This window comes from Pseudomonas sp. 5C2 (genome assembly GCF_034314155.1).
Classification (GTDB): Bacteria; Pseudomonadota; Gammaproteobacteria; order Pseudomonadales; family Pseudomonadaceae; genus Aquipseudomonas.
Genome location: NZ_JAVIWH010000002.1, coordinates 2576034 through 2601970 on the forward strand (window position 1 = coordinate 2576034; position 25937 = coordinate 2601970).

Annotated in this window: 22 protein-coding genes and 3 tRNA genes; 6 read left to right on the top strand and 19 right to left on the bottom strand. The window is 58.3% G+C overall.

Annotation, left to right across the window (positions count from 1 at the left end; all coding sequences use genetic code 11):
• The first annotated feature begins 41 nt into the window (after window positions 1-41).
• Window positions 42-1187 carry a carbon-nitrogen hydrolase family protein gene (locus RGU44_RS12550; protein WP_322180764.1) on the top strand — a complete coding sequence of 382 codons (1146 nt, stop codon included), beginning with the start codon at window positions 42-44 and terminating at the stop codon, window positions 1185-1187.
• Between the two features lie 4 nt (window positions 1188-1191).
• A complete protein-coding gene (locus RGU44_RS12555; protein ID WP_322180767.1) occupies window positions 1192-2232 on the top strand; it encodes an AraC family transcriptional regulator in 1041 nt (346 codons plus the stop codon).
• A 3-nt stretch (window positions 2233-2235) separates the two neighbouring features.
• Here RGU44_RS12555 and RGU44_RS12560 read toward each other — a convergent pair whose 3' ends face one another.
• Entirely contained in the window at window positions 2236-2373 is a 138-nt protein-coding gene (locus RGU44_RS12560) for a hypothetical protein (protein WP_322180769.1), read from the bottom strand.
• A 540-nt stretch (window positions 2374-2913) separates the two neighbouring features.
• On the opposite strand from RGU44_RS12560, the gene ilvA reads away from it, so the two are divergent.
• Entirely contained in the window at window positions 2914-4470 is a 1557-nt protein-coding gene (ilvA, locus tag RGU44_RS12565; RefSeq protein WP_322217813.1) for a threonine ammonia-lyase, biosynthetic, read from the top strand.
• Between the two features lie 77 nt (window positions 4471-4547).
• Here ilvA and RGU44_RS12570 read toward each other — a convergent pair whose 3' ends face one another.
• On the bottom strand, window positions 4548-5357 hold the full coding sequence (locus tag RGU44_RS12570) for a DUF2242 domain-containing protein (protein WP_322180771.1): 810 nt from the start codon (window positions 5355-5357) through the stop codon (window positions 4548-4550).
• A 318-nt stretch (window positions 5358-5675) separates the two neighbouring features.
• On the opposite strand from RGU44_RS12570, the gene RGU44_RS12575 reads away from it, so the two are divergent.
• Window positions 5676-6917: an FAD-binding oxidoreductase gene (locus RGU44_RS12575; RefSeq protein WP_322180773.1), complete on the top strand. Its 1242-nt coding sequence runs from the start codon at window positions 5676-5678 to the stop codon at window positions 6915-6917.
• A gap of 43 nt (window positions 6918-6960) precedes the next feature.
• Here RGU44_RS12575 and RGU44_RS12580 read toward each other — a convergent pair whose 3' ends face one another.
• The 16 genes from RGU44_RS12580 to RGU44_RS12655 all read right to left on the bottom strand — a co-directional run bounded on the left by RGU44_RS12580 (window position 6961) and on the right by RGU44_RS12655 (window position 20013).
• Complete coding sequence (locus tag RGU44_RS12580) at window positions 6961-8055, bottom strand: sensor histidine kinase (RefSeq protein ID WP_322180775.1); 1095 nt, start codon at window positions 8053-8055, stop codon at window positions 6961-6963.
• Window positions 8048-9208: an FIST N-terminal domain-containing protein gene (locus tag RGU44_RS12585; RefSeq protein ID WP_322217384.1), complete on the bottom strand. Its 1161-nt coding sequence runs from the start codon at window positions 9206-9208 to the stop codon at window positions 8048-8050. Before RGU44_RS12585 ends, RGU44_RS12580 begins: the two co-directional genes overlap by 8 nt.
• 224 nt (window positions 9209-9432) lie before the next feature.
• A tRNA-Asp gene (locus tag RGU44_RS12590) sits at window positions 9433-9509 on the bottom strand.
• A gap of 129 nt (window positions 9510-9638) precedes the next feature.
• Window positions 9639-9715, bottom strand: a tRNA-Asp gene (locus RGU44_RS12595).
• A gap of 47 nt (window positions 9716-9762) precedes the next feature.
• Window positions 9763-9838 (bottom strand) — tRNA-Val (locus tag RGU44_RS12600).
• 201 nt (window positions 9839-10039) lie between these two features.
• Entirely contained in the window at window positions 10040-10804 is a 765-nt protein-coding gene (locus RGU44_RS12605) for an SDR family oxidoreductase (protein WP_407074659.1), read from the bottom strand.
• A gap of 11 nt (window positions 10805-10815) precedes the next feature.
• Window positions 10816-12027, bottom strand: coding sequence for an O-succinylhomoserine sulfhydrylase (locus RGU44_RS12610; protein WP_322180780.1), 1212 nt, complete (start codon window positions 12025-12027; stop codon window positions 10816-10818).
• A gap of 15 nt (window positions 12028-12042) precedes the next feature.
• Window positions 12043-13548, bottom strand: coding sequence for an amidophosphoribosyltransferase (purF, locus tag RGU44_RS12615; RefSeq protein ID WP_322180782.1), 1506 nt, complete (start codon window positions 13546-13548; stop codon window positions 12043-12045).
• 12 nt (window positions 13549-13560) lie between these two features.
• A complete protein-coding gene (locus RGU44_RS12620) occupies window positions 13561-14148 on the bottom strand; it encodes a CvpA family protein (protein WP_219061602.1) in 588 nt (195 codons plus the stop codon).
• A gap of 86 nt (window positions 14149-14234) precedes the next feature.
• Window positions 14235-14861: an SPOR domain-containing protein gene (locus tag RGU44_RS12625; protein WP_322180785.1), complete on the bottom strand. Its 627-nt coding sequence runs from the start codon at window positions 14859-14861 to the stop codon at window positions 14235-14237.
• Window positions 14845-16152: a bifunctional tetrahydrofolate synthase/dihydrofolate synthase gene (folC, locus tag RGU44_RS12630; RefSeq protein WP_322180787.1), complete on the bottom strand. Its 1308-nt coding sequence runs from the start codon at window positions 16150-16152 to the stop codon at window positions 14845-14847. Before folC ends, RGU44_RS12625 begins: the two co-directional genes overlap by 17 nt.
• Complete coding sequence (accD, locus tag RGU44_RS12635; protein WP_322180789.1) at window positions 16149-17069, bottom strand: acetyl-CoA carboxylase, carboxyltransferase subunit beta; 921 nt, start codon at window positions 17067-17069, stop codon at window positions 16149-16151. Before accD ends, folC begins: the two co-directional genes overlap by 4 nt.
• Window positions 17070-17348: 279 nt before the next feature.
• A complete protein-coding gene (locus RGU44_RS12640; RefSeq protein WP_322180791.1) occupies window positions 17349-17969 on the bottom strand; it encodes a phosphoribosylanthranilate isomerase in 621 nt (206 codons plus the stop codon).
• A 63-nt stretch (window positions 17970-18032) separates the two neighbouring features.
• Complete coding sequence (gene truA / locus RGU44_RS12645; protein WP_322182787.1) at window positions 18033-18857, bottom strand: tRNA pseudouridine(38-40) synthase TruA; 825 nt, start codon at window positions 18855-18857, stop codon at window positions 18033-18035.
• Window positions 18858-19097: 240 nt separating this feature from the next.
• Complete coding sequence (locus RGU44_RS12650; RefSeq protein ID WP_322180793.1) at window positions 19098-19823, bottom strand: alpha/beta hydrolase; 726 nt, start codon at window positions 19821-19823, stop codon at window positions 19098-19100.
• 37 nt (window positions 19824-19860) lie between these two features.
• Window positions 19861-20013 (bottom strand): hypothetical protein, encoded by a 153-nt coding sequence (locus RGU44_RS12655; RefSeq protein ID WP_322180795.1) that lies wholly within the window; start codon window positions 20011-20013, stop codon window positions 19861-19863.
• Between RGU44_RS12655 and arsA the strand changes: the two genes are divergently transcribed.
• Together arsA and RGU44_RS12665 are read left to right on the top strand one after the other, a co-directional pair.
• A complete protein-coding gene (gene arsA, locus RGU44_RS12660) occupies window positions 20012-21769 on the top strand; it encodes an arsenical pump-driving ATPase (RefSeq protein ID WP_322180797.1) in 1758 nt (585 codons plus the stop codon). The genes RGU44_RS12655 and arsA overlap by 2 nt on opposite strands.
• 225 nt (window positions 21770-21994) lie before the next feature.
• Complete coding sequence (locus RGU44_RS12665) at window positions 21995-23035, top strand: acyltransferase (RefSeq protein WP_322182790.1); 1041 nt, start codon at window positions 21995-21997, stop codon at window positions 23033-23035.
• 126 nt (window positions 23036-23161) lie between these two features.
• Here the strand turns inward: RGU44_RS12665 and RGU44_RS12670 are convergent, their stop codons facing one another.
• A complete protein-coding gene (locus RGU44_RS12670) occupies window positions 23162-25930 on the bottom strand; it encodes a FimV/HubP family polar landmark protein (protein WP_322217388.1) in 2769 nt (922 codons plus the stop codon).
• Window positions 25931-25937 lie beyond the last annotated feature (7 nt).

Sequence of the window (25937 nt, forward strand, 5' to 3'; positions counted from 1 at the left end):
TAGTCGGTGAATCCTGCTCACGGCTGCTCTCTGTGTCTCCCATGCGCAAAATTTTCAATGTCTCCGTTGCCCTGCTGTTGATCGCCATGATCACCGGTTACGCCGTTTGGACCGGGCAACGCCCCGTAGGCCATTATCTTTCGGATCTGCGCATTCAACTGGCAGTGAATGACGGCCAACCCGGCGAGCGCGGCAACCTGCTGGGTATCCAGCCGGAGCTGTTCCCCACCGATTATCAAAGCCTCGAACATCTGCACCGCAAGCTGGCGGCCTACCTGCAACAAGCCCGTGACCAGGGTCTGCTTAACGACAAAACCATCGTGGTGTTGCCTGAGCACATCGGTACCTGGCTGTTTGCCAGAGGCGAGAAAGATGAGTTGTATCAAGCCACGACGATCAATGAAGCCATGAACTGGCTGTCGGTCAGCAACCCCCTGCAATTCCTCAACGCGCTGATACGGGCCAAGGGCAGTAACCGGCTCGACGACGCTCATCTGCGCATGAAAGCACGGGCCATGGCCAAGGATTACCAGACGCTGTTCGGCGGTCTGGCCAAAGAGTTTGCCGTGACCCTGGTGGCAGGCTCAATCGTATTGCCCGAACCGAGCATCGATAACGGCCAACTGCACATCGGCCCAGGCCCTCTGTACAACAGCAGCCTGGTATTCAGCAGCGACGGCCTGCCGATTGGCCAGCCGCAGCGTCAGCTGTACCCGACGTTCGCGGAACGCAATTACATCCAGCCAGCGACGCAGGCTGCGCTGAATGTCGTCGACACCCCGGCCGGACGCCTGGGGGTGCTGATCGGCAGTGACAGTTGGTATCCGCGTAATTACGCACAATTGAACAACAACGGCGCCGAATTGATTGCCGTGCCTGCGTTCGTCGTGGGCCATGGTCTCTGGTCCAAACCTTGGCAAGGCTATAAAAGTGCTTCGACACCTGAGGGCGTCAGCCTCAAGCCGGGAGAAATCAGCGAAGGTGCGGCCTGGCGCCGCCTGACCTTGACCGGCCATGCACCGGCCAGTACCGCACGTGCTGGGATTAGTGTGTTCATGCGTGGCCAGTTCTGGGATCAGGACAGCTCCGGCGACAGTTTTGCCAATCGCCAAGGGCTGACCGGCACCGATCAAATCAGCGCCGACCAGCCTGGGCACGGTGCGCGCTTGATTAACCTCTGGCTGTGAATCGATGACTTCGCCACGGGTGCGTTTGGGTGATTTGTCAGTAGGCTTCGTGCACAGCCTGGCCGACGCTGTACGCAGTTTCGGCCAGGACCCGGAGCCGTTGCTGGAACAATACGGGCTGGACCCGGCACGCTTGGCTGAGCCGGGTGCACGCCTGTCGATCCCGCGTTACATGCGCCTTGGGCACGCCGCCATCCAGCTGACTGGCGAACCGGGGCTGGGCCTGCGCATGGGCCAGTTGAGCCGTATCAGCCAGGCAGGACTGGCGGGCGTGACCGCCGCGCAGGCGCCCACCGTGCGCGAGGCAGCACGCTGCCTGATCCGCTTTGAAGCGCTTTTCGGTTCGAATTACCGAGGGCGGTCGAGCTTTCATGAGGACGCTCAAGGCGCATGGCTGCGTTTCTATTCCATCAGCCCGTACAACGCCTACAACCGCTTTGTGGTGGATTCGATTCTCGCCAGCTGGATTCAGCAGCTTTCGAGTCTGGCCGGCTGCCGCCTGCGTGCGGAAAAGGTCGACATCGAGTTTCCCGCGCCGGCTTACGCGGGGTCTTACAGCGACTTGAGCGATAACCCTGTAAGTTTTGCTGCCGACATCAATCAACTGCGCCTGAGCCTGTCGAGCCTCGGGCTACGCAACCCGGAGCACTGCCCCAGCACGTGGCGGCACTTGTTGCAATTGTGTGAGAAGGAACTGGAACAGCTCACCCGCACCCGCAGCCTGCGAGAGCGCATCACTCAGTTGCTCGGGCCGTTATTGAATGGTGGTCGGGAACCGGATCTGGAAGAAGTGGCCGCACGACTGAAGCTGCCGACTTGGACATTGCGTCGCAAATTGGCTGACGAAGGCACGCAGTTTCGCGCCATTCTCAATGACACCCGCCGCGACCTGGCGATGACCTATATCCGTGATACAGAACTGGCCTTCGGCGAAATAGCCTACCTGCTCGGCTTTGCCTCGGCCGAGGCTTTTCAACGCGCCTTCAAACGCTGGAACGGGCATACCCCGGGAGAGTTCCGCCGCAGCCAGCGTCAAGCCGGTTGACGCTTACAGCTCGGTAGCGTCGTCGGCGGGTTCCACTGGATCAAGTTCAAAAGCCTGATACTCAAGCAGTTCTTCCTGGTATTCGTCCATTACGCATGCCCTCTTTGGCTGATGCTCACTATTGGTTTTATGACTGACCACGGTTTTCACCTTAAAGTGCCAACGTGACGAAAAAATGAATGCGTCGCCCCCTAGGGAAAGGGATACCTGGTTCTGCGATCATCGGTACACCTGACACGACGCCATCGCGGCGGGACGCGTCGTTGCAAGCGCTTCTATCAAAAAACGTGTAACCAATTGAAAAATAAATAAAATTTCAAGATAAGCGCTGATCCCTGTAGGAGCTGACTTGTCTGCGAATAAGCCCGGGACGGGCTTCTGGTGGGGCTGGGTTTAACCCACAACTTGCGCTTGCGCGGTGAGGGTCAAGACGGTATCTACGCCCTCCGAGCAAAATCCCAACCCGGTTTGCTGCGCGACAGCGCGGCGTCGACGACGCGGCGAGGCCTCCTACATAGCCCGTGTAGGCTTGACTTGCCCACGCCATCCGAAATAGTCTTCGATACATGAACCTGACCCAGCATGTCGTCCGCCCGATTATTATTACCGCCATTCCTATCTTGGCGGGTTAGCTGACGGCTGCACCCAACCCGCCCTCGAGGCGGGTTTTTCTTCTGTCTCCTGGGCAACACCTCTCGTACCAGGAGCCCATCAATGAGCGATTTGCTCAAGCAGTACGTCAAGAAAATCCTCACCTCGCGCGTCTATGACGTGGCCGTTGAAACCCCCTTGCAGCAGGCTCGCCAGCTGTCCGAGCGCCTCGGCAATCAGATATTGCTCAAGCGCGAAGACTTGCAGCCGGTGTTCTCGTTCAAGATTCGCGGCGCGTACAACAAGCTGACGCAACTGAGCGAAGCCGAACGGGCCAAGGGCGTGGTCACCGCGTCGGCCGGCAATCACGCGCAGGGGCTGGCGTTGGCGGCCAAGGTATTGGGGGTCAAAGCCACCATCGTCATGCCCAAAACCACCCCCGAGATCAAGGTCGAAGGCGTGCGTTCGCGCGGCGGCAAGGTGGTATTGCACGGCGACTCGTTCCCCGAGGCGCTGGCGTTCTCCCTGAAACTGGTCGAAGAAAAAGGCTACGTCTACGTCCACCCGTATGACGACCCGGACACCATTGCCGGGCAAGGCACCGTGGCGATGGAGATCCTGCGTCAGTATCCGGGTCGTCTGGACGCGATTTTTGTCCCGGTGGGCGGTGGCGGTTTGATCGCGGGCATCGCAGCGTACGTGAAATACCTGCGCCCGGAGATCAAGGTGATCGGCGTCGAGCCTGACGATTCCAACTGCCTGCAAGCGGCCATGGCCGCAGGCGAGCGCGTGGTGCTGAGTCAGGTCGGTCTGTTTGCCGATGGTGTGGCGGTGGCGCAGATTGGCAAGCACACCTTTGATATCTGCAAGGATTACGTCGACGAAGTGATCACCGTCAGCACCGACGAAATCTGCGCGGCGATCAAGGACATCTACGACGACACCCGCTCGATCACTGAGCCTGCCGGTGCATTGGGCGTGGCCGGGATCAAGAAGTACGTCGAGCGGTACGGCGTCAGTGGTCAGACCCTGGTGGCCATCGACTCCGGGGCCAACGTCAACTTCGACCGTCTGCGCCACGTTGCCGAACGCGCCGAGCTGGGCGAAGGCCGCGAAGCGATCATCGCGGTGACCATTCCCGAGAAGCCGGGCAGCTTCAAAGCCTTCTGCAAAGCCATCGGTAAACGCCAGATCACCGAATTCAACTACCGCTATCACACCGATCGCGAAGCGCACATCTTCGTCGGCGTGCAGACCCACCCGAAAAACGACCCGCGCGCCGCGCTGCTCAGCAGCCTGACCGAACAGGGCTTCCCGGTGCTGGACCTGACCCACAACGAACTGGCGAAGCTGCATATTCGGCACATGGTCGGTGGCCATGCGCCAAGGGTCAGCGATGAAGTGGTGTTCCGCTTCGAATTCCCCGAGCGTCCCGGCGCACTGTTCAACTTCCTGAACAAGCTCGGCGGCCAGTGGAATATCTCGATGTTCCACTACCGCAACCACGGCGCTGCAGATGGCCGCGTTATGGCGGGGCTGGTAGTGCCGGAAGAGGAGCGTCACCTGATCCCTGCGGCACTGGCCGAGATCGGTTATCCGTACTGGGATGAAACGGATAACCCGGCGTACAAGCTTTTTCTAAGCTGAGGAACGCTGCCCATCAAAAAGCCGCTGAACGGAGAAGTCTCAGCGGCTATTGGGCACCGGATGCTGCTTGCCAGACGCTAAGGTGTCGTTGCCTCCGGCTGAACAGGTGTCGGCGCAGGCGCTACAGGTTCGACCTTAATAGACTCGTGCTCAGCCGGTGCTGGCGCTGGTTCACTTCCATTGGCGGCAGCAGGAGCCGTCTCCGGAGAGGATTCTTTCGCAGGTTCTGTCGCAGGTACCGCCTCTGGAGTCGCAGGCTTGGTCTCGGCCAGCGCTGCCGGCTTTATCGCTTGAGCAGCCGGTTCTGGTATGCCCAGATCGGTTTTCGGTTTTTCAGGGATATGGGCGGCTTTTTTCACTTCAGGTGGCAAGAAGATTTCTACCAGCGTAAAGAAGCGATCATAGAACGTGGGTGACGAGACCGTCTCGCTGGCAACCTTGACCATCGAATCGTCAGTGGAGCCAATCGGCATCGACACCGAACCCAGTACGCCAACACCCACGCTCGCCGAATTGTTGACCTTCTTCAGCGCATAACGGTCCTGCAACGCATTGGCGAACATCGTCGCCCCATTAGCGGCAGTACCATCAGACGCGCAGACCACACTGAAGCTGATCTCCATATGGGTTTCACCCGTCTGCTGGAAGCTTTTGTGCCCGCTGATCACTTTCGGGTCACTGCTACTGATGATGTAGCCCTGGCTGAGCAAGGCTCGACGCGCCGCCTCACAGGACGCGGAATCGCTGACCGGGTAGTTTCTCGAAAAAGTACCGGAATCGTCGAAATTTTCATGCTCGTAGACCGCCGGCTTGGGCGATGAGCAGCCTGCGGCAGCCAGCAGGGTGGTGACCCAGCATGCGGTACGAAAGCTCAGTAATTTAGACATTGAAAATCCTGGGGAAAATAGCTGTCAGTAGAACTACAGTCCTGAAACGAGGGGGTAAGTCTGCAACAAGGCTGGCGTTCGATCAACGCAGTTTGGAGGTATGGTCGATTTGACTGACGCCTGGGGATTCTACACCCGTTCGGCTCACGCGCCGACGTTGATTATCCAAGGCGCCGATGGGCGTGACGAAGTGGAGCTTCTCCCGTAATGTCGACACTGTGCGACGCTGCCCAAGTTAATCGAAGGCCGCCGGGCCCTGATTTGAATTGAACCGATTTTTCCAGGCTGTGATTACGGCCCGCGTATCAAGGATTTCCCATGCATTGCGACACCATCGTTCTGGGCGCCGGGATTGTCGGCGTCAGTACCGCCCTGCAGTTACAGGCACGCGGCCGCAACGTGGTATTGCTCGACCGAGAGCAACCCGGCAACGGCACGAGCCATGGCAACGCCGGACTGATCGAGCGCGCCAGCGTGATCCCCTATGCGTTTCCGCGCCAGCTGTCGAGCCTGCTGCGCTATGCCCTCAACCAGCAATCCGATGTGCGCTACAGCCTGCGTTATCTGCCTAAGGCAGGTCCGTGGCTGCTGCAATACTGGCGTAACTCGGGACCCAAAGGCCTGGCCGTCGCGACTCGCTCCATGCTGCCGTTGGTCGAGCGCTGTGTCAGCGAACATGACCTGCTGTCGGAACCGGCAGGCATGGGCGGGCTGATCAAGGACAGTGGCTGGATCGAGGCCTTCCGCAACCTGCCCGCGTTTGAAAAGGCCAAAGAAGACGCGGCGGCGCTCAAAAAGTACGACTTGAACTATGAAGTGCTTGATCAGCAGCAGGTACACGAGCGCGAGCCCGGGCTGCATGCCAACGTCGTCGGCGGTATTCACTGGCTCGACCCGAAGACGGTCAGCGATCCGGGCGGTCTGACCCGCGGCTATGCTGAACTGTTCATTAAGCGCGGCGGCGTATTCGTGCTGGGTGATGCCTTGAGCCTGAGCCAGCGTGCCGACAAATGGGAGGTGCAGAGCGAAAAGGGCCTAATCATTGCCAACGAAGCCGTGGTGGCCCTCGGTCCTCAGGCCAGGGGCATTTTCGAGCCGCTGGGTTACCGGATTCCGCTGGCGGTGAAACGCGGCTACCACATGCACTACGCAGCCAAACCCGGTACTCAGTTGCATCACCCCATCGTTGACCGTCAGGGCGGTTATGTACTGGCACCGATGGTGCGAGGGATTCGTCTGACCACCGGCGTCGAGTTCGCCGACAGCGACGACCCTATCAATGAAATCCAGCTGCGCCGTTGCGAAAAGCTGGCACGCGGCTTCTACCCCCTTGGAGAACGTCTGGATGCCGAACCCTGGCTGGGTCGACGTCCGTGCCTGCCGGACATGTGCCCAGTGATCGGTCCGGCCAACCGTCATCCGGGGCTGTGGTTCAACTTCGGCCACGCCCACCACGGTCTGACGCTGGGCCCGGTCAGTGGCCGCCTGCTCGCAGAGCTGATGACCGGCGCCGAACCGTTTACCGACCCAGCCCCCTATAGCGCCGAACGCTTCCACTGATCGCCGGGGGCGGCAACTACCCGCATGAGCGTTACATCGCGGATCAACCCAGCGCTGAGGTCATTGGAAACTCAAGGGTAAACACCGCCCCGGCGCCGGGCCCGTCACTGTGAACCGTCAAGGTGCCGCCCATCTCCTTGGCGGCCAACGCGCAGCTGTGCAGGCCAAAGCCATGGCCCTCTTTGCGTGTCGTAAAGCCATGAACGAAAAGCTGCGGCAGATGCTCGGGGGCGATGCCTTCGCCGTCATCTTCCACACTCAATTGCAAACGCCTGCCCTCGCTGTTCTTGACCACCCTTGCGCGCAGGGTGATCGGGCCTGTCAGGTCATCGATAGCGTCCATGGCCTGCCTGGCATTTCGCAGCAAGTTGACCAAAATCTGGATAAACCGCGACTTATCCAGGAGCAACGCGGGCACATCAGAATACTCCTTGAGCGCGAGAACCTGATGCGCACCTACGACCCCGGCCCCCAAACGCAGGACATCCTCGATCGCGACATCCAGATCGACATCCTCGATAATGCTGGCCGAGCCCGCATGGGACTGCTGGGTCGCGACAATACTTTTGATGTGGTTGATGTTTTGGGTCAATGAGCCGAGCTCATCCAGCACGTTGCGCTGCTCGGCGGACAACGCGGCCGCCAGCTTGAACAGGTAAGGCAGCAACAGCTTTCCTTTTTCATCTCGCGCCAGAAACTCACCGATGTCGTCCGAGTGCTCCTGGATAAGCTCCACGACATTACTCAGGCTGCGAACCTTCGACTGGCGCAGCGTGGAACACACGATATCGGCCGAGATATTCACGCTGTTAAGCACGTTGCCGACGTTGTGCAGGACATTGTTTGCGATTTCGGCCATACCGGCCAGGCGCGCGGAGGTCACCAACTCCCCCTGGGTCGCTTTCAGCTCGCGGGTGATGCTTTCGTTATTGCGCAGCGCGGTTTCCAGATCCTGTGTGCGCTCATGCACCATGTCTTCCAGCATGACAGTGGTCTGAAACAGATCGAAATCGGAACCTTGACCGTTGGTCCCACGTTCGGCGCGGTCCATCAGGACCTCGATGATCTTGTCCTTGCGAGCGATCTCGGCGTACAGACGCTTTTCGTCATCGGCGGACAGCTGGGTTCGCTCAAGCATGATCCACCTCGGGCAGCGCTGCGCCAATCGCGATACCGGTCAATGTCTGGTTGACGTGCACTCCGCGAAATTGCTCACCATAGGTCGTGAACCCGGTGACATTGTTGCTGCGAAAAATATCCTCAACGGCGTCATCAAGGCCATTGAGGGTGATTTCCATCCTGCGCAGGACGCAGTCGAACCCCAGAACCAACTGCGGTGGCCCGATTTCCGCGTTGAATGCGGCAAAGGACTGCTGGAGGTTTTCCACCAGATCCTCGCCATGCGCCAGGCGTAGCACCAACCCTTCCTCGATGGCACAGAAAAACGTCAGGCTCCCGTCACTGTTGGCCGACTGAATGGCACGCACATAGCTCGTCTCGCCGATCACCACCACCAGGGGCGACGCGGCGAAACTCAACGGGGTCAGGTCGCTTACCTCAACACCGATATAGCGGGCATATTCCTCGGCGGCGGGCAATCCGTTGATTTCTTTCACCACGCGATGTGCGGGGTCGGCCGCGGTCACCACCAGCCTTTTGGACGTCGGTACAAAATGCTGGATTTTAAACAGTTTGAACGGCAACGGGGTACTCAGCAGGACCACGACCGCGCTATCGCTGTGAAATGTCCCGTCGAAGTAGACGTAGGTATGGCCAAAAGACAACGCATCGGCTGCAGACCCACCGATCAGTGGCAACTTGCCCAGGGACCGTTGCAACGCGTTAGCCAGCGGCTCTTCACGCACTGAAAGGCCATCGGTCAGGAGCAGCGCAAAACCACTTGGGTCCACCACCCCTGACGCCTTGATCGTGAGCCTCTGTAACTGCCGTTGCGCAAACTCCATGACCTTGGCCGCTTCAAGTTGCTGCAGGTGGTCAATAGCACCCACCACCGCCACAAAATCACTTTCAGGAAAACTGACTCCGGTGATGCTGTCGGTGCAATAACCGACAGGGCCAATCTCCCCCGCCGTCGAGCAGCCAACAACGTCTACGCCTGGGAACAGACGCGCCATTTCTTGCGCGACTATCTCCCGGTCATAGGTCGGCGAACAGAAGAACAGCACCAGTGCCATGTCGTGCTGAACGACCCCTGCGTGAAACTCACGCACCGCCTCTCGTGTATCGGAAGCGAATGACTGCGCCCTGCGAATACTGCCTTGAGACTCCATGAGTCACTCCCTTTCACCCCACCAAGGCCGCAACCGATGCCAAAACGCCTTCACGCTTCGAGCATAACCTAATCCCGGAGCATGGAAGAAACAGAAGCGCTCACCGCGTGAGTGCTGGCGATGGCGATGGCGATGGCGTCCTGTAAAATGACGGACGCAAAAAAGCGACCCTAAGGTCGCTTGTTTGTTTGCTTCAAGGAGTTCAAGGGCCTTGAAGCGGGATATGGCGCAGCGGACGGGACTCGAACCCGCGACCCCCGGCGTGACAGGCCGGTATTCTAACCGACTGAACTACCGCTGCTTGTCGCTCGAGCTTGCACCCGATGAACTCATTTGAAACGGGCCTTCGAGAGCCTGTTTCGTTGTAACCCTGACTGATCAACCTTGCGGCTTTCCAGTCTCAGACCGGGCGAACCCAATCTGAAAAATATGGCGCAGCGGACGGGACTCGAACCCGCGACCCCCGGCGTGACAGGCCGGTATTCTAACCGACTGAACTACCGCTGCTTGTCGGTGGACTTTCGTCCTGTTCTCGTTAAAGAACACTCAATAAATGGTGGGTGATGACGGGATCGAACCGCCGACCCGCTGCTTGTAAGGCAGCTGCTCTCCCAGCTGAGCTAATCACCCTTTGCTTCGTTGAGGCCGCGAAATTTACGCAGGTATCGAACCTAAGTCAATACCCTGCTTGAAGTTTTTTTGAAAAGTACCATTTTGAATCAATCGTCTGACATCGTTTTACCGAATCACATTTGCGGGAGCGTATCTATCCGCGAACAGATCGGCACATTCAGGTCATGCCGGTTTGATGCAGCGCTTTCGCTGAAAACCTCAATCCTGATAAACCATCTTCCTGGTCATGCCGCCATCGACCACAAACTCCTGGCCGGTGACGAACCCTGCATTTTTCGACAGCAGCCAGACCACCATCGCAGCCACGTCTTCAACCGTCCCCACCCTGCCCACCGGGTGCTGGGCATGGTCGCTATCGGACAAAGGCTCTGCACGCCGCACTGACGGATCACGGGCATCGATCCAGCCAGGGCTGACAGCGTTTACACGAATTTCCGGCCCCAAACTGATGGCCAGAGCATGGGTCAACGCCAACAGGCCGCCCTTGCTCGCTGCGTAGGCCTCTGTGTCCGGTTCCGATTGTGTGGCACGGGTCGAGGTCAGATTGACGATGGCGCCACCGTGAGCGCGCAGGTAAGGCGCGCAATGCTTGGCCAGCAGCATCGGCCCACTGAGATTGACGGCCAGTACCCGATTCCAGTCATGAAGACTCAAGCTTTCCAGTGTTGCATTGTGTGGATCGGCAACGGCCGCATTGCACACCAGCGCATCAAGGCGACCGAACTGCCCCAGCACTTCAGCCACACACAGCGCCACTTGCTCTTCACTGGACACGTCCATGGCAATGAACCAGGCGTTTTCGCCAAGCACCTTGGTCACTTTCGAACCACGAACACGATCCCGGTCCGTCAACACCACCTGCCAGCCTTCGCTGACCAGCCAGGCGGCAATGCCCAGACCGATACCGCGAGCAGCCCCTGTGACCAACGCGACCCGGCCATTGCTGGCTGGGGCCGCTTCCACCGCCCACTCACTCACAAAGCCGCCAGCCCGCGTGCCAGATCCGCCTGCAAGTCGGCAACGTCTTCGAGACCCACCGCAACCCTGATCAAGCTGTCACGAATCCCGGCAGCTTCCCGCTCTTGCGGCGCCAGACGCCCGTGAGAAGTGGTGCTCGGGTGGGTGATCGTGGTTTTGCTGTCGCCCAGGTTGGCGGTGATCGAAATCAACCGCGTAGCATCGATAAAGCGCCAGGCGCCTTCTTTGCCGCCTTTGACTTCAAAACTCACCACCGCACCAAAGCCCTTTTGCTGACGTTGCGCCAAGGCATGCTGTGGATGGCTCTTGAGGCCTGCGTAATGAACCTTTTCGATGCCGTCCTGCTGTTCCAGCCACTCGGCCAGAATCTGGGCGCTGGCGCAATGAGCGCGCATACGCAGACTCAAGGTTTCCAGGCCCTTGAGAAAGATCCAGGCGTTGAACGGGCTCAGCGTCGGCCCGGCGGTCCGCAGGAATCCCACTACTTCTTTCATCTGCTCGCTACGACCAGCAACCACACCGCCCATGCAACGGCCCTGGCCGTCGATGAACTTGGTCGCCGAATGCACGACCACGTCGGCGCCCAACAACAAAGGCTGTTGCAGCGCAGGCGTGCAGAAACAGTTGTCGACTACCAGCATCGCGCCTTTGGCATGCGCAATTTCGGACAGTGCAGCGATATCCACCAGCTCGGCCAGAGGATTTGACGGCGACTCGACGAACAGCAACCGGGTGTTGGCCTTGATCGCTGCATCCCAGCCAGACAGATCGGCCAGCGGAACATAGTCGACTTCGACACCGAAGCGCTTGAAGTACTTCTCGAACAGGCTGATGGTCGAACCGAACACACTGCGCGACACCAGCACGTGATCACCGGCGCTGCACAAGCTCATCACTACAGCAAGGATCGCCGCCATGCCTGTGGCGGTGGCGACGGCCTGCTCAGCACCTTCGAGTGCGGCAATACGCTCCTCGAAAGAACGCACGGTCGGGTTGGTATAACGCGAATAGACGTTGCCCGGCACTTCACCGGCGAACCGCGCCGCCGCATCGGCGGCAGTGCGGAACACGTAGCTGGACGTGAAGAACATAGGATCGCCATGCTCACCTTCCGGCGTGCGGTGCTGACCGGCACGCACGGCAAGGGTGTCGAAACCCACGCCGTCGAGATCACTGTCCAGCCGGCCTGCATCCCATTCGTGAGCCATGCCGCCTACCCCTTCTTAGTTGTTGTACAAATCGATAATGGCACTGACCGCCTGAGTCTTGACCTTGGAGGCGTCGTTGCGCGCCTGCTCGATCCTGTTCAGGTAATGCTCGTCGATATCGCCGGTCACGTACTTGCCGTCAAATACCGCGCAGTCAAAGTTTGCGATCTTGACCTTGCCGCCGCCCACTGCATCGATCAGGTCACTGAGGTCCTGATAAATCAGCCAGTCGGCGCCGATCAGGTCCGCAACGTCCTGCGTCGTACGATTGTGTGCGATCAGCTCATGAGCACTCGGCATGTCGATGCCGTAGACGTTCGGGTAACGCACAGCCGGTGCCGCAGAACAGAAGTACACGTTCTTGGCCCCGGCTTCACGGGCCATCTGAATGATCTGTTTGCAGGTGGTACCGCGCACGATGGAGTCATCCACCAGCATCACGTTCTTGCCACGGAATTCCAGGTCGATAGCGTTGAGTTTCTGGCGCACGGACTTTTTCCGCGCAGCCTGCCCCGGCATGATGAACGTGCGACCGATGTAACGGTTCTTGACGAAACCTTCGCGGAACTTCACGCCCAGGCGATTGGCCAGTTCGAGCGCTGCGGTACGGCTGGTGTCAGGAATCGGGATGACCACGTCGATGTCGTGATCAGGGCGCTCGCGCACGATTTTGTCCGCCAGCCGCTCGCCCATGCGCAGACGCGCCTTGTACACCGAGACGCCGTCGATGATCGAGTCTGGACGCGCCAGATAAACGTGCTCGAAAATGCACGGTGCGTATTGCGGGTTGGTCGCACACTGGCGAGTGTGCAGCTTGCCGTCTTCGGTGATGTAGACCGCTTCGCCCGGCGCCAGATCACGGATCAGTGTGAAACCGAGCACATCCAGCGCAACGCTTTCGGAAGCGATCATGTACTCGACGCCTTCGTCGGTATGACGCTGACCGAAGACGATAGGACGTATGGCATGCGGGTCACGGAAACCGACGATGCCATAGCCAGTGATCATGGCGACCACGGCGTATCCGCCACGGCAACGGTGGTGCACATCGGTCACGGCCGCGAAGACGTCTTCTTCTGTCGGCTGCAACTTGCCGCGCTGGGCCAGTTCGTGAGCAAAAATGTTGAGCAACACTTCCGAATCGGAGTTGGTGTTGACGTGGCGCAGGTCAGATTCGTAAATCTCCTTGGCCAATTGCTCGACGTTGGTCAGGTTGCCGTTGTGCGCCAGAGTAATGCCATACGGCGAGTTGACGTAAAACGGCTGAGCTTCGGCCGAAGTCGAGCTGCCTGCGGTGGGATAGCGCACATGGCCGATACCCATGTGACCTACCAGGCGCTGCATATGGCGCTGGTGGAACACATCACGGACCAACCCATTATCCTTGCGCAGGAATAACCGGCCGCCATGGCTGGTTACGATACCGGCAGCGTCCTGGCCGCGGTGCTGGAGGACGGTTAGCGCGTCATACAGCGACTGATTGACGTTCGACTTACCGACGATACCGACGATGCCACACATGCGACGCAACCCCTACTTAGTGGAACTGGATTTACCGAACACTTCTTGCGGCATTGTTGACGGCAGGAGGTGTTCCTTGAACGGGAGATCAGCGGGTACGCTGATACCGCTGGCTAGCCACTTGCTGGACAACCCGAGAATCAGGTTTTTCGACCAGTCAGCGACCAATAGAAATTGTGGCATCAGTTTAGACTGCTGCCACCATTGATCTTGCTGTACGGGGCCCAGGCTCAACAGCCCGACCGCGACAACCACTAGCAAGCCTCCGCGCGCAGCGCCGAAGACCATACCCAGAAAACGATCGGTCCCGGAAAGCCCGGTGACGCGAATCAGTTCGCTGATAAGAAAGTTGACCATGGCGCCTACCAGCAAGGTGGCGACAAACAGGATGGTGCAGCCGGCAATCACGCGAGCTGAAGGTGTCTCGATGTAACTGACAAGGTACTGCGAAAGCGAGCCGCCGAACATCCAGGCAACAACACCGGCAATGATCCAGGTGAGTAACGACAATGCTTCCTTGACGAAGCCGCGTTTCAAACTGATCAAGGCGGAGATGGCAATGATCGCAATGATCGCCCAATCAACCGGGGTAAATGGCACGTTGAAGCCTACGGACGGATAAGGCGGCGTATTTTAGCAGAGCACCAGCCCGCCCGTAAGCAGCTATTACCGATTAGATGACGGACTCAATTTCGCTCAGGCTGAAAGCGCACCACCAAACCGTTGAGTTTCTGCTGTTTGCTCAACTGATCACGCAAACGATCAGCCTCGGCACGCTCAATCAGCGGCCCGACAAACACTCGGTTCAAGCCGTCCGAGGACCGAATATAAGCATTATAACCCTGAGCACGCAGGCTTTTCTGCAACGTGTCGGCACTGGCGCGATTGGACAGACTGGCCAGTTGCACCGACCAACTGACCGACAGGCCATTGGCATCCACACGACTGGGGTCCGCAGCGGGTTTGGCGGGCGCCTGAGCCGCTGCCGGCTTGACTGCCGGGACTGGCTGCGTGGTCGCGACCGACGGGGTCACAGTGGTTATTGGCACAGGCACTGAAGAGGCCTTGGGCTGAGCAAGGTCTTCGTCCGTCGGCACAGGCTCCTGCGGCAACGACTGAGGCTCTGGAACCGCTACGGGCTCGACCTGCACTTGAGGCGTCGCCGGTGTTTGCGGCGTGGCGGGCACATCGACCGACACGCGACGCGTTTCATCCTGGCGCGAAAACAACATCGGCAAAAAAATCACCGCCAATGCAACCAATACCAGTGCACCGACCATCCGCTGCTTGAACACGTTATCCAGCAAAGCCATTTGCAATGTCCTCCTTGGCGCGCCGGGCCAGCCATTCCAGGGCCTCGGCGACGCAATAAAATGATCCGAACAACAGAATTTCATCTTCGGCAGTCGCTTGATCGCACTGCCCTTCCAGCGCCAGTGCGACACTCTGATAAGACGTCACGCTTGCGCCAAGGTTCTGTAGCGCGGCCTGCAACTCGCCAGCCGAACAGCTACGGGGCGTCGGTAAAGGTGCAACAGCCCACTCCTGAACGCTGCCAGCCAGCTCGGCCAGTACGCCCTTGAGATCCTTGTCCGCCAGCAATCCGAAAACTGCCAGGCGTTTACCAGCCAGCGGCCGACTTGCCAGCCGCTGCGCCAGATAGTGTGCCGCATGAGGATTATGGCCGACATCCAGCAAAAGCTTCAGTGGCTTGCCATGCCAGTTGATCTGGCGCCGATCCAGACGACCGGTCAACCGCGTGCTGCTCAAGGCTGCACTAATGTGTTCCTGCACCCAGGGAAGATCCAGCAGCAGATAAGCCTGCAACGCCAATGCAGCATTTTCCATCGGCAGGTCAAGCAGCGGCAAGTGGTGCAATTCAACCAATTGGCCGCGCGCATCATGTCCCTGCCAATGCCAGTCACTGTCGGTCACCGCCAGATCGAAATCACGACCGCGCAACAGGAACGGGCAACCGAGCGCCTTGACGCGTTCGAGCAATGGCGCGGGAGGGTCGAGGTCGCCGCACAGGGCTGGACGCCCCTGACGCAAGATCCCGGCCTTTTCGAAGGCGACCGACTCTCGGGTATCACCCAACCAGTCAGCGTGATCAACGCCAATACTGGTGATCACGGCCAAATCGGCATCGATCAGGTTCACCGCATCCAGACGTCCACCGAGGCCTATTTCAAGGACCACCGCATCCAGCGCCGCACGCTCGAACAGCCAAAACGCCGCGAGCGTGCCCATTTCGAAGTAGGTCAGGGAGATGTTACCGCGAGCGGCTTCTACCGCCGCGAAGGCCTCGCACAGCTGGCTATCGGTGGCTTCAACACCCTGGACCTGCACCCGTTCGTTGTAACGCAACAAGTGCGGCGAGCTGTAAACACCCACCTTGAGCCCCTGCGCCTGCATCAATGAAGCAATGAACGCGCAGGTAGACCCCTTGCCGTTGGTCCCTGTAACTGTGATCACCCTGGGTGCCGGCCGGGTCAATCCCAGCTTGCCCGCCACTTGTTGCGAACGCTCCAGCCCCATATCGATGGCCGATGGATGCAGTTGCTCAAGGTAAGCGAGCCAGTCGCCCAAGGTACGCAGGGTCATACAGTGGCCGGTGCCGGCGGAACGATGATCGGTTCCAAAGGTGCGGCGATGAATTTAGGTGTCGGCAAGTTCATCATTTGGGCCAGCAGATTACCCAGACGCGGACGCAGTTCTTGACGCGGAACGATCAAATCGATAGCGCCATGTTCCAGCAGGAACTCACTGCGCTGGAAACCTTCTGGCAGTTTTTCACGCACAGTCTGTTCGATCACACGAGGACCGGCGAAGCCGATCAGCGCTTTAGGCTCGGCAATGATCACGTCGCCCAGCATCGCCAGACTGGCGGAAACACCACCGTAGACCGGGTCGGTCAGGACCGAGATAAACGGCAAGCCTTCCTCGCGCAAACGCGCCAATACCGCCGACGTCTTGGCCATTTGCATCAGGGAAATCAGCGCTTCCTGCATCCGCGCACCGCCGGAAGCAGCGAAGCAGACCATTGGGCAGCGATTTGCCAGTGCGTAGTTGGCCGCGCGGACAAACCGCTCGCCGACAATGGCACCCATCGAGCCGCCCATGAACGAGAATTCAAACGCGCAGGCCACGACGGGCATCCCGAGCAGCGTGCCGCTCATGGAGATCAGTGCATCTTTCTCGCCGGTCTGCTTCTGCGCAGCGACCAGGCGGTCCTTGTACTTCTTGCTGTCGCGAAACTTCAGTCGATCCACTGGCTCAAGGTCGGCGCCCAGCTCTGCACGCCCTTCCACATCGAGAAAGATGTTCAGACGAGCACGCGCGCCAATGCGCATGTGGTGATTGCACTTGGGGCAGACGTCCAGGGTCTTTTCGAGTTCCGGACGATAAAGCACCGCTTCACAAGACGGGCACTTATGCCAAAGCCCTTCTGGTACCGAGCTTTTTTTCACCTCGGAACGCATGATCGAAGGGATCAGTTTGTCTACCAACCAGTTGCTCATGCTTTCTTTCTCCAGTACCGGTGACTCGATCGCGCTAGCGATTCACAGTCCCGCGTATGCCCTTGAGCTAATTCATGTGTACAGCGGCGACAAGCACTTCAGGGATCGGCATACCGCCGGACCTGCCTGAACCGAACCTCGTCACTCGCCATTGTGACGACGCGCATCAGCGTCGTCGCTTATTCAATGTCGACCCGCGCGCTTATCGCTACGCCAGGCTTATGGACGGTGGCTAAACACTAACCGTCACATCAGGCAAACAACCTGTCAACGGGCGGATCAAGAACCCCGCACCGCGTGCATGAACGCACGGATCTTGTCGTGATCCTTGATGCCCTTGCTCATTTCAACTCCGCCGCTGACATCCACCGCATAAGGTCGGACCTGAGCGATGGCTTGCGCGACGTTGTCTGGCGTCAAACCGCCCGCCAGAATAATCGGTTTGCTCAGCGTGTGCGGGATCAACGACCAGTCAAACGCTTCGCCTGTGCCGCCCGGCACGTCGGCAACATAAGTATCGAGCAGGATACCGCTGGCCCTGGAATAGGCCCGGCAACTGGCGGCGATGTCGTCACCCGCCTGCACGCGCAACGCCTTGATGTAAGGTCGATGATAGCCGTCACAGTCTTCGGGCGTTTCGTCGCCATGAAACTGCAAGAGATCCAGAGGTACGATTTCCAGTATCTCGGTGAGCTCGCAACGGCTGATATTGACGAACAAGCCGACGGTGGTAATAAACGGTGGCAAGGCAGCAATAATTGCACGCACCTGCTCGACGCTGACGGCACGAGGGCTTTTGGCGTAGAACACAAAGCCGATGGCATCGGCCCCGGCATCAACCGCGGCCAACGCGTCTTCTATACGGGTAATCCCGCAGATCTTGCTGCGAACGCCTGACATGCAGTGAAAACCTCAAGCCTTGTTCGGGAAAGTCCCGGATGTTAGCAAATGCTTTTCCGGGCGTCAGCCGCCAAGTTCAGAGAAGCCGGTCAAGAAGTGCGGGCCGACGTAACGTTCCGGCAGGGCAAACTCATCGTGGTATTCCACTTTCACCAGGTAAAGCCCGAACGGGTGCGCGGTCACGCCACCGGTCCGACGGACCCGGCTCTCCAGTACTTCCCCGGCCCATTCGATTGGCCGCTCACCGGTGCCAATGGTCATCAACACGCCGGCGATATTACGCACCATGTGGTGCAAAAAGGCGTTGGCGCGAACGTCGATGACGATCATTTGACCGTGACGCGTCACCCGCAGGTGATGCAGCTGCTTGATCGGTGACTTCGCCTGACATTGCCCGGCACGAAACGCACTGAAATCATGGGTGCCGACCAGGTACTGAGCAGCCAGCGCCATGCGCTCTGCATCCAGCGGGCGGTGGTTCCAGGTGATTTCCTGGCCCAAGTGCGCCGGCCGAATCGGATCGTTGTAGATGACGTAGCGGTAACGACGGGCAATCGCCTTGAACCGCGCATGAAAATGCGCCGGCATGACTTGGGCCCAGGTCACGCTGACATCGTGAGGCAAATTGATATTGGCGCCCATGACCCAGGCTTTCAGCGACCTTTCGGCCTGAGTATCGAAGTGCACCACTTGCCCACAGGCGTGAACACCCGCATCGGTACGCCCGGCGCACAACAATGAGACGGGGGACGCAGCAACTTTGGACAATGCGTTCTCAAGGGTTTCCTGAACGGTCAGTACGCCGGAAGCCTGGCGCTGCCATCCGCAATAACGCGAACCTTTATACTCGACGCCTAATGCGATTCTGGAAAAGCCGGCGGCAGCCATCTCGGCTGCCGCAGTGGTCATATTTTTCAATTTGTTACGCCAATATCGTTTTCGCAGTGGCGGCCATTATACGCACCTGAAAGCTGAGTACCACGCAGGCCAGCCTTCCTTTATAGAGCGCTCCGTGGCCATCGAAGAAACAGCGGTTTGCCAGCCAGCAACCCAACAACCTCTTCACGCGCTATCTGGTTGCTCTTTTTTCGCCACCCTATTTTTTGCAAAAAAGTAACATTAAGGTGCTCAAGCGCCGCGATCCATCTGTTCCAGCCAATGCTTGAGGTCGGCCACCTCAGCTTCATTGATCGAATGCCCCAAGCCGGGATAGGCATGAAACTGCACCGTGACCGAACCACCCTTCAAGAGTCGATCCGCCTCGATAGCCAAAGCGAAGGGCAATGTCCCATCGGAAGTGCCATGACCGATGAACGTGGCCGGCATTCCCAGAGGCTTGCCCGGTTCCACTTCAGCGCGCAGAGAGGGCAGCATCGTTCCGCTCAGCGCCGCAATTCCGCCGATAGCCTGCGGATGGTGCAGCGCAACGTAGTAACTCACCATTGCGCCCTGGCTAAAACCTACCAGATACACCTTCTTCGCCGAAGTCCGGTATTTCTGAATCGCCGCAACGACAAACTCGGCGATCAGCCGCTCACTGTTTTTCACCTGCGCGGTGTTGCCGTCATATTCACCGGTGCGATTAGTCTTGTCGAACCATTGGAAGACGCCATCGGCCAGGGTCATCGGCGCGCGAACAGACAGGTAAGTGTAGCGGGCAGGTAACGATTCTCTCAGCCCGAACAAGTCATTCTCGCTACCACCATGACCGTGGAGGAAAATGACCAGAGGTTGATTGTTCGAACCTGGCTGGGTCTGTTCCAGATAGCTAAGCGGCAAGTCGCGTTGCACAGCCTCTTCGGCATAAACCGGAGACGAGCACAGCAGAACCATCAATGCGAGCCACTTACTCATTATTCACGACCTGGGAGGATGAAAGAGGCTAAAAAGATTAGCACGTCGGGTACACGGTATTGCACGCAATGGCGAAGACCACACGTTGTAGGCGATCATGTTCAAGCCCGATAAAATCGCCAACCGCCTTCATGTGTCGTACGTTCTGAGCGACACACATGGCCACTTGAACCTTGACGGAGTCGCTCATGCAGTTTCTCGAGAACGCACCACGCTTTCTGTTTTTTACTGGCAAGGGGGGTGTAGGTAAAACGTCGATTGCCTGCGCCGCGGCCCTGGAACTGACGGCACGAGGGAAACGCGTACTTCTGGTGAGTACCGATCCTGCATCCAACGTTGGCCAGGTATTTGGCATCAGCATTGGCAACCGCATAACCCCTGTACCCGCAGTTGCTCATTTATCTGCGCTCGAAATCGACCCGCAGGCGGCAGCCCAAGCCTACAGAGATCGCATTATCGGGCCTGCACGCGGTGTGCTGGACGCCAATGTCGTGAAGGGCATGGAAGAACAGTTGTCCGGGGCATGCACAACAGAAATCGCCGCCTTCGATGAATTCACAGCGCTATTGGTGAGCGCCACGTTGCTCCATGACTATGATCACATCATCTTTGATACAGCGCCTACCGGGCACACCATTCGCCTACTCCAACTGCCTGGCGCCTGGAGTGGATTCCTTGAAGCAGGTCAAGGCGATGCCTCTTGTCTAGGGCCATTGGCGGGGCTCGACAAACAGCGTGATCAATATCACAAGGCGGTTGAAGCCTTGTCCGATCCGGCACTGACTCGACTCATCCTGGTCGCTCGTGCCCAGAACGCCACGCTACGCGAAGCTGCACACACCCACGAGGAACTTGCGAGTATCGGCCTGCGCCAGCAATACCTGGTGGTCAACGGGATTTTGCCCAGGACTGAAGCTGATAAAGATCCTTTGGCTGCCGCAGTATATGCACGGGAACAAGAAGCCCTTGCGCAGATGCCGGACGCGCTCAAGGCGTTGCCCGCTGATCAACTCCCCCTGAAAGCTTTCAACCTGGTTGGGATTGATGCACTGAAACAGTTGTTACGCGAAGACGACGGCGCGGCTGAAACGCTTGACTCTCCAACTACCGAGATTCATGCGCCCAGCTTGAGCGACCTGGTGGATGACATTGCGGCTGATGGCCATGGACTGGTGATGGTCATGGGTAAAGGCGGCGTCGGTAAAACAACACTGGCGGCGGCGGTGGCCGTCGAGTTGGCACACAGAGGATTGCCCGTTCACCTCACCACGTCCGACCCGGCGGCTCATCTAGCAGAAACCCTGGACGGTTCAATGGCAAACCTCACCCTCAGTCGCATTGATCCTCACGTTGAAACCCAGCGGTATCGCGATCAAGTGATGGCCTCTAAAGGCGCGCATCTGGATGAGCAGGGAAAAGCGCTTTTGGCGGAAGACCTTCGCTCTCCCTGCACCGAAGAGATCGCGGTCTTCCAGAGCTTCTCGCGCATTATTCGGGAGGCTGGCAAGAAGTTCGTGATCATGGATACTGCCCCAACCGGTCACACCCTTTTGTTGCTTGATGCCACCGGTGCCTATCATCGCGATATCGCCCGGCAGATGGCAGGCAGCAACACCCACTTCACGACGCCGATGATGCAGCTTCAAGACCCCAAGAAAACCAAGGTCTTACTTGTCACGCTGGCTGAAACAACCCCCGTGCTAGAGGCTGCCAATCTGCAAGCCGACCTGCGACGGGCGGGTATTGAGCCTTGGGCCTGGGTGATCAACAACAGCATCGCGGCAGCCAAGACCCAATCCCCACTGCTTCGTAAGCGGGCGACAAATGAGCTCAAGGAAATTGATCATGTAATCCACGAGCATGCTCACCGCTATGCCGTAATCCCGCTGATGGCTGAGGAGCCTGTCGGGGTAGAACGTTTGCTTGGATTGAGTGCAGCACTGTAGTTTTTCTGCTGTTTCTCCCCTTTACCCTGCAGTGCCATGCGCAGGACACGCCGCAATCTCCAGAGCCCTTCCACGCCCAAACAAGACCCGGTTTGGCGGACGAAAGGCAACGAGACCGCGGCGTGGTTATCTGCGCCTGGGAACTGGCACAAACCTGATACCCGACTAAGCTTGCGTTTGCCGATCGCCAGCAGTAAACATCCACACTACACAGGCGTTTTTACGATGAGGGACAGAAGCTATTGGGTTGATTACGCAAAAGCGATAGGTATCATTTTAGTTGTATATGGTCACGTCGCCAGAGGCGTTTACAGTGCCGGGCTGCCTATCGATGCCTATACATTTCGAATGGTAGACAGCATTATTTACAGCTTCCACATGCCGCTGTTTTTCTTCCTGTCAGGCCTGTTCTTTTACGAGTCGCTCACGAAGCGTGGCGCGGGCGGACTGATCGTCAACAAAATTGATACCATCGCCTATCCATTCATTATCTGGTCTTTGTTGCAAGGCAGTATTGAGTTTGCACTGTCGAATTACACCACCCACAGCACCTCTTATTTCGATGTGCTTTCTTTTGCCTGGAATCCAAGGGCGCAGTTTTGGTTCTTGTATGCTCTTTTCTGGATCTTTGTTTTAAGTGCGCTTATTTATTCGCTGGTCAGCAAGGCTTATTCGGCACTGTTGCTCTTGTTTTTCGCTGTCCTGTTTGTGGTCAGCAAAGAACTGCACGCAGGGGTCATCGTATATTACATAGCCGGAAATACCGTTTTCTTTGTCTTCGGCATTGTATTCAACGATATAAAGGATTTTTTCGAGCGGCGCTGCAAGGCATTGGCGATGGGCCTTGGTATTGCTTTTCTGGCGGGGCAATACATTTTTCACTTCGTACTGGGACTGACCTACGACGTCGTCGGCGTTACGGCATTAATGCTCGCGGCGGTCTCGATTCTGTTTGTTGTGTCGTTGTCCATGTGCCTGGATAAAGTTCGCCTGGAATGGTTCATGTTTTTAGGGACGTCCTCCATGGCGATCTATCTAATGCATGTTCTGGCCGGCAGCGGTGCACGGATAATCCTAGTGAAGGTCGCCGGAGTACAGGCTGCGTCCGTTCATTTGGCGGTAGGAACTCTGGTTGGCATAACCGTACCACTGCTCGCCCTCACGCTCATTGAACGCTACAAATTAAACTTCCTCTTCGTACCCCCTCCGTCCATTTCTGCAACCTGTCTGATCGGAAGGCTGAGTAAAAAGGCCAGCTCAACTTAAACCCTGAGTCACCGGGGGCACGCCTCAGGGAGGATGCCCCACACCGTCCATGACGAACCTGCCAAACGCCATAAACGCAAACGACCGCCAAGGCGGTCGTCATACGGTAAAACCAGGAGCATCGACTCAGAGCAAGCGCGCCAGCATCTCCTGTGCTTCGGTTTTCTGGGTTTCATCACCTTCGCCGACCACTTCGTCGAGAATATCGCGGGCGCCATCGTTGTCGCCCATCTCGATGTAAGCCCTGGCCAGATCAAGCTTGGTCGCAGCCTCATCCGTACCCGCCAGGAAGTCAAACTCAGGCTCGTCGTCCGAGAGAGCTGCGTCCTCTGCGGTAACGCCCGGGGCTTCGAACGGCTTGGCGATCGGTGGGTGCTCAAGGCTCTGGGACAAACGATCCAGCTCGGCATTGACGTCGTTGAGTTCCGAATCGAAAGCATCGGGCGCTGCTTCAGCGTCAATTTCATCGGCCAACGACAGGTCGAAATCAGCCGGCAATTCCAGATCGTCCGCAGACGACTTATCGACGACGGGTTGATCCAGGGTCGGAGCGTCATCAAAAGCGGGAAGATCTCGCAGGTCATCTTTGAGGCTGAGCAGGAAGTCATCCTCGGCACTCAACGATGGCTGCTCTTCCGGGAGATCCAGGTCGAAATCTGCCAAATCATCGGACGGGGCTTTCCTGGCGTCCGTCTGTTGTTGCAACACCGCGTCAAAATCCAGGTCATCATCAAGCAACGCGTCGTTCACCAAAGGCGCATCAAGGTTCAGATCGTCGCCCAAAACAGGCACATCATCGAGCGTCGACTCGACCGGGTTTTTGATGATCGCAGGCGAGGCTTCTTCCAGATCATCCAGACTCAGGTCGAAATCCTGGTCAAAATCATCGAGATCATCGGACTCCGCGACAGGCGCCGGAGCTGGAACCGGAGCAGGTGTTGGTGTTGGTGTTAGAACTGGAGCCGGAGTTGCTGCCGGAGCAGGCGCTTCAGGCTCGTCAAGCATCAGGTCCTTGACGTAGTTGGCGTCTAGTTCGGCTGCCAGGGCCGCAGCGCTCAAGCCAGCAACTGCTGCCACCAGCATCGTCGGATAGCGGCTTTTCAGTTGTTCGACTTCAGCGTGATTTTTGCCGGTGGCCACCAACTTGCGTTCCTGGCCAGTAAAGCCACTGCGATTACCTTGCTCTGCATAGACTTCCATCAGTTTCAGGCGCAGGTCGCTGCGTTGCGGCTCTTCCTTGATGGCCTCTTCCAGAAGTTCGGCAGCCTGATTGAGACGACCGTTGGCAAGATGAACCTCTGCCTGACCAAGAACATCAGCCGATCGTTCACGCACCGGCTCAACGGCAGGTACTGGCACTGGCGCCAGCATGACGCTTGGCGGCGGAACATCGACACCGTCGAAACTGTCTTCAGGCAAATCCATGTCAGCCGCAAACTGGGTTTCTTCGGCCAGCGCCCGAGCCATACGTTTATGTTTGTCAGACGCTTGCCGAGCATTGCGACGTCGCGCCAGGAGCAGCAGCAAGAGCAGCGCAATCAACAGCGCGCCGCCACCCAACAACCCCAACATCAGCGGGCTGGCAAGCAATTGATTCAATGCATTATCTGCATTTTCTTCTGCTGCGGGCGCGGCAGGCGCAGGAGCGATCGGCGCGGCATCCGGCGCTGCGCTGGCTTGCGCAGCACCCGGTGGCAGAGCATCTTCGGGCGCAATCTCGCCCGGGACCTTCGCAACCATATCAGCCGCGACCAGTTCAGCAGGTAGCGGTGGCACGGTATTAGTGGCGCCAGGTGCGGTCGCCCCATCAGCCTGCATCTTCGCCAACTGATCATTTTTCAACTGGATCAAGCGCTGCAACTTGTCCAACTGGCTTTGCAAATCAGTCATGCGGCTTTTCAGTTCCGCATTATCACGACGCGTCGTGTCGAGGTTTTCCTTGGCTACCGCCAGCTTGTTGCTGAGCGCCTTGCTATCACCCGAGGCACCTTTGCCGCCCGCCTTGGAGCTGCCCGAGACCAGGCTCAAGTTATCCTGCGCGTCGACCTTGGAAGGTGCGGCGTCGGCACGAGCGCGACGGGTCGCATCAACCTGACGCGCGGCTGCGGGCAAACTGCGACGCTGACGCCAGGCCACATTTTGCTCCGCCACCTGAGCGACGGCCTGCGGCTGAGGGAGCGTGGTGATTTGCTGCTGATCGGGAAGACGCAACACTTGACCGGTTTTCAGCCGATTGATGTTACCGCCAATAAACGCATCCGGGTTCAGCGCCTGAATGGCCAGCATGGTCTGCTGAACCGACCCACCATTGCGCACGCGGGCGGCGATTTCCCACAACGTATCGCGTTTACTGGTGGTGTATCGAGCAGGTTTAGCCTCCGCGACCGGGGTCGGCGCAGGCGCCTCTACCGGTGCAGGCGGCGTTGCGGCCGGTGCTTGAGGCTCGGCGGGCGCAGTGGCCGGAAGTTGCGCAGCAACGGCCGCTTCCGGCGTAGCCTTCGGCGGATCGAGTAACAGGCTGTATTCGCGCAGCAACCGGCCGTTAGGCCAGAGCACTTGCACGAGGAATTTCATGTAGGGGTCACGAACCGGCTTGCTCGACGTAATCCGCAGAACGCTTTTACCGCCGGCATTCAGCACCGGGGTAAACGTCAGATCATCGAGAAATGCCTGCCGAGCAACGCCAGCCTGGGCGAAATCAGCGGATGGCGCCAAGCTCGGCACTACCTGCCCGGCATTCAGGTCTCGCGCATCAAGCAACTCGATCTCGGCAACCAGAGGCTGGTTCAGGGTCGACTTCAATGTCAGGTCCCCGAGCACCAACGCATGCGCCATACCGGACGACAACGCCGAAGCGGCAGCGATTGCTAAAACCAGTTTGCGAACCTGAACCATAGCCCAT

Excerpts from the sequence above, each read along its gene's own strand:
- RGU44_RS12550 (WP_322180764.1), top strand. The coding sequence starts at position 42 with ATGCGCAAAATTTTCAATGTCTCCGTTGCCCTGCTGTTGATCGCCATG.
- RGU44_RS12555 (WP_322180767.1), top strand. The coding sequence starts at position 1,192 with ATGACTTCGCCACGGGTGCGTTTGGGTGATTTGTCAGTAGGCTTCGTG.
- RGU44_RS12570 (WP_322180771.1), bottom strand. The coding sequence starts at position 5,357 with ATGTCTAAATTACTGAGCTTTCGTACCGCATGCTGGGTCACCACCCTG.
- RGU44_RS12575 (WP_322180773.1), top strand. The coding sequence starts at position 5,676 with ATGCATTGCGACACCATCGTTCTGGGCGCCGGGATTGTCGGCGTCAGT.
- RGU44_RS12580 (WP_322180775.1), bottom strand. The coding sequence starts at position 8,055 with ATGCTTGAGCGAACCCAGCTGTCCGCCGATGACGAAAAGCGTCTGTAC.
- RGU44_RS12585 (WP_322217384.1), bottom strand. The coding sequence starts at position 9,208 with ATGGAGTCTCAAGGCAGTATTCGCAGGGCGCAGTCATTCGCTTCCGAT.
- RGU44_RS12610 (WP_322180780.1), bottom strand. The coding sequence starts at position 12,027 with ATGGCTCACGAATGGGATGCAGGCCGGCTGGACAGTGATCTCGACGGC.
- purF (WP_322180782.1), bottom strand. The coding sequence starts at position 13,548 with ATGTGTGGCATCGTCGGTATCGTCGGTAAGTCGAACGTCAATCAGTCG.
- RGU44_RS12625 (WP_322180785.1), bottom strand. The coding sequence starts at position 14,861 with ATGGCTTTGCTGGATAACGTGTTCAAGCAGCGGATGGTCGGTGCACTG.
- folC (WP_322180787.1), bottom strand. The coding sequence starts at position 16,152 with ATGACCCTGCGTACCTTGGGCGACTGGCTCGCTTACCTTGAGCAACTG.
- accD (WP_322180789.1), bottom strand. The coding sequence starts at position 17,069 with ATGAGCAACTGGTTGGTAGACAAACTGATCCCTTCGATCATGCGTTCC.
- RGU44_RS12640 (WP_322180791.1), bottom strand. The coding sequence starts at position 17,969 with ATGTCAGGCGTTCGCAGCAAGATCTGCGGGATTACCCGTATAGAAGAC.
- truA (WP_322182787.1), bottom strand. The coding sequence starts at position 18,857 with ATGGCTGCCGCCGGCTTTTCCAGAATCGCATTAGGCGTCGAGTATAAA.
- RGU44_RS12650 (WP_322180793.1), bottom strand. The coding sequence starts at position 19,823 with ATGAGTAAGTGGCTCGCATTGATGGTTCTGCTGTGCTCGTCTCCGGTT.
- arsA (WP_322180797.1), top strand. The coding sequence starts at position 20,012 with ATGCAGTTTCTCGAGAACGCACCACGCTTTCTGTTTTTTACTGGCAAG.
- RGU44_RS12655 (WP_322180795.1), bottom strand. The coding sequence starts at position 20,013 with ATGAGCGACTCCGTCAAGGTTCAAGTGGCCATGTGTGTCGCTCAGAAC.
- RGU44_RS12665 (WP_322182790.1), top strand. The coding sequence starts at position 21,995 with ATGAGGGACAGAAGCTATTGGGTTGATTACGCAAAAGCGATAGGTATC.
- RGU44_RS12670 (WP_322217388.1), bottom strand. The coding sequence starts at position 25,930 with ATGGTTCAGGTTCGCAAACTGGTTTTAGCAATCGCTGCCGCTTCGGCG.